At 72.5% G+C, this 2748-nt stretch carries 2 protein-coding genes; both read left to right on the forward strand.

What is annotated here, in order from left to right; genetic code table 11:
• Positions 1-299 precede the first annotated feature (299 nt).
• Positions 300-1970 (forward strand): carbamoyltransferase, encoded by a 1671-nt coding sequence (locus M3N57_01100; GenBank protein ID MDP9021305.1) that lies wholly within the window; start codon positions 300-302, stop codon positions 1968-1970.
• Positions 1970-2748: glycosyltransferase (locus tag M3N57_01105; protein MDP9021306.1), on the forward strand; the 779-nt coding region annotated here is incomplete at its 3' end. The genes M3N57_01100 and M3N57_01105, both read left to right, overlap by 1 nt.

The following is a 2748-nucleotide window of genomic DNA, read 5'->3' on the forward strand; positions in this document are numbered from 1 at the left end:
CCTGGCCGGCCCGGTCACGCGTCGCCACCACGATGGTGGTCGCGGGCCCCCGACCACTCACGCTGCCACGACCACCCGACGACGCCGGGAGGTCACTGTCCGCAAGGAAGCCGAACGCTGTGTGACGGGACGAGCCGATCCGTTCCGTGCCTCGAGTCCGCACGATGCCGCCCGAACAGCCGGTTCGCGCCGATCTTGACCGTTCGTTCGGACGGCTGGCGACAGATAGGTAGTTACGTACATCGTGTTCGTCGAGGACGACGAACGCTATGGTCGTCGAGCCGTTACAGGGAGAACCGGTGCGCATTCTCGGCATCAACGCGGTCTTCCACGATCCCGCCGCGGCGCTCGTCGTCGATGGTGAGGTGGTCGCCGCAGTCGAGGAGGAACGCTTCACGCGGCGCAAGCACGGCAAGCGGCCGGTCCCGTTCTCCACCTGGGAACTACCCGAACAGGCCGCCGCGTGGTGCTTGGCGCACGCCGGCCTGACTCCCGAGGACCTCGACGCGGTGTCCTACTCGTACGACCCTGCGCTGGCGCCCACACCGCGCGACGAGGTGACGGCCAACGGGTGGGAGGGGCTGCGGACACTGTACGTCGAGCGGGCACCGTCGTTCCTCAGCACCGCCCTCCCCGGCTTCGACCCGGCGATGCTGCGCTACGTCCCGCACCACGTGGCCCACGCGGCGTCCGCCTACCACGCCGCGCCCTACCCCGACGCGAGCGTGCTGAGCCTCGACGGCCGCGGCGAGACCGCCACCCACCTCGCGGGGCGCTCGCGCCGCGGCGACCTCGAGGTGATGGCCTCCACCGAGCTCCCGCACTCGTTGGGGCTGCTGTACGAGGAGCTGACCGACCATCTGGGCTTCCTGCGCTCCTCCGACGAGTACAAGGTCATGGCGCTCGCGTCGTACGGCAGGCCCACCCACCTGGATGCCTTCCGCGATCTCGTGCGCGTCCACGAGGACGGGACCTTCACCGTCGACAAGGTCGACTGGGCGGCGTTCGCCAAGCCGGTGCAGCGTGAGCAGGCCCGTCACCGCCCGGCCGACGAGGTGTGGACCGACCAGCACGCGGACCTGGCGGCCAGCGTCCAGGTCCGTCTGGAGGAGGCCATCCTCGACCTCGCGCGGTGGCTGCACGCACGGACCGGTGACCGGGTGCTGACCATGGCCGGCGGGGTGGCCCTGAACTGCGTGGCGAACTCCCGGCTCGTCCGCGAAGGACCGTTCGAGACCGTGTGGGTGCAGCCGGCCGCGGGCGACGCCGGGACGGCGTTGGGCGGGGCGCTGTACGTCTCGCATCAGGCAGGCGACCGTCCCCAGCCGATGGCCAGCATCGCCCTCGGCCGCAGCTGGAGCGACGAGGAGTTGGCTGCGTGGCTACGGACCGCCGGCGTCCCCCACGAGCGCCCCGCCGACATCGCCGAGGCCGCGGCGGCCGTGCTGGCCGACAACGGGATCGTCGCGTGGTACCAGGGCCGGAGCGAGTGGGGCCCGCGGGCGCTGGGGCACCGTAGTCTCCTGGCACATCCCGGCCACGCCGCGAACGTCGAGCGCCTCAACGACGTCAAGGGTCGCGAGGAGTTCCGGCCGATCGCCCCCATGGTGCTGCTGGAGCGGGCGAGCGAGGTCTTCGACGGTCCGCTGCCGAGCCCCTACATGCTGTTCGTCCACCAGGTGCGCCACCCGTGGCGCGACCGCGTCCCGGCGGTCGTCCACGTCGACGGGACGGCCCGCATCCAGACGGTCGACCACGACGACGAACCGCTGGTGCACCGGCTCCTCGACCAGTTCGCACGGCGCACCGGCTTGCCCGTCCTGGCCAACACGAGCCTGAACACGGCCGGGCGGCCGATCGTCGACGATCCGCGGGACGCTCTGGAGTGCTTCGGGTCAGCCCCGATCGACGCGCTCGCGATCGGGCCGTACCTGGTCCGGCGACGGACGCTGTTCGGTGGCGGCGACTGATGCCGGCGGTGGTCTTCGACATCGTCGTGCCGACCGTCGGGCGGCCATCGTTGCATCGACTGCTGCAGGCGCTGGACCGGGGCGACGGTCCGCGCCCGCAGCGCATCGTGCTGGTCGACGATCGTGACGACCGCAGCGACCCGCTCCTGCCGACGGGGCCGCCGTCGGGCATCGCCGACCTGGTCCGGGTCCTGCCGTGTCCCGCGTCCGGTCCGGCCACGGCCCGCAACCTCGGGTGGCGGGCGTGCAGCGCACCTTGGGTGGCCTTCCTGGACGATGATGTCCGGCCGACCGCCCGGTGGCTGGAGCGCCTGGCGGACGATCTGACCGGCGCGGGACGTGACGTCGCTGGACTCCAAGGACGTGTCCGTGTGCCGCTCGCACCGGGTCGGGCTCCCACCGACTGGGAACGCAACGTCGCGGGGCTGGCGGAGGCGCGGTGGGTGACGGCGGACATGGCCTACCGCCGCGGCGTCCTCGAGCAGGTCGGCGGGTTCGATGAGCACTTCCCACGCGCGTACCGGGAGGACGTCGAGCTCGGTTTGCGTGTGACCCGCGCCGGCTACCGGATCGTCCAGGGGCAGCGGGTGGTGGACCACCCGGTCCCGCCGGCCGACCCGTGGATCAGCGTGCGCAAGCAAGCCGGGAACGCCGACGACGCGCTGATGCGTGCTCTGCACGGCCCCCGGTGGCGCCACCGCGCGGGAGCGCCGTTGGGGCGCCGCCCGTTGCACCTCGCGACGACCGCCGCCGGGGGTGGCGCGGTGCTGGCCGCGAT

It is taken from the genome of Actinomycetota bacterium, from assembly GCA_030776725.1.
Classification (GTDB): Bacteria; Actinomycetota; Nitriliruptoria; order Nitriliruptorales; family JAHWKO01; genus JAHWKW01.